This is a genomic window from Burkholderia sp. Bp8986 (assembly GCF_003854225.1).
Taxonomy (GTDB): domain Bacteria; phylum Pseudomonadota; class Gammaproteobacteria; order Burkholderiales; family Burkholderiaceae; genus Burkholderia.
This window is the reverse complement of sequence record NZ_QTQM01000194.1, coordinates 1-589: the sequence shown is the minus strand read 5'-3', so window position 1 is coordinate 589 and position 589 is coordinate 1. Positions and strand designations below refer to the sequence as shown.

General features: G+C 63.2%; 1 pseudogene. It reads right to left on the bottom strand.

What is annotated here, in order from left to right:
* Positions 1-589, bottom strand: a pseudogene (locus DID99_RS36845) (IS5 family transposase); the annotation flags it as partial.

The window sequence follows — 589 nt, the reverse complement described above, 5'->3', positions numbered from 1 at the left end:
GCGAGAGGAATGCCTCATGCACGTGTGCGTACCGTTCGTAGCGAATCTTGAGCCGTCTGAATGCATGAAGCCAGGCAATGGAACGTTCGATGAACCAGCGCGTTTTACCGAGGCCACTGCCGTGAGGCGAACCGATTTTGGCAAGCAAGGGCGTGATGCCGCGTTCGCGCAGACGCTGCCGGTGCGGCTCGGAACTGTAGCCCCGGTCGCCCTGAACAATCTTCGGTTTGCGCAGCGGCCGTCCGCGCTTTCCTCGGATGGGAGGGATCGCCGCAACCAACGCATCGAGTTGCGTGATGTCGTTGCAATTCGCGGCAGTCAAGATGACCGCGAGCGGGATACCTTGCGCGTCGACGATGAGGTGGTGCTTGCTGCCGAGCTTGCGCCGGTCCGTTGGGTTCGGGCCGGTTTTTTTCCGCGAGCATCGCGCGGACCGACGAGCTGTCGACAATCGCGCGTGCCATGTCGAGTTGGCCACGACGGCGTAACTCCGCCAGCAGCGCTTCGTGGATGCGTTGCCAGACATCGGCCTCTTGCCACGCCACCAGCCGCCGCCAGCACGCCGTGCCTGAGCCGCAGCCCATTTCTT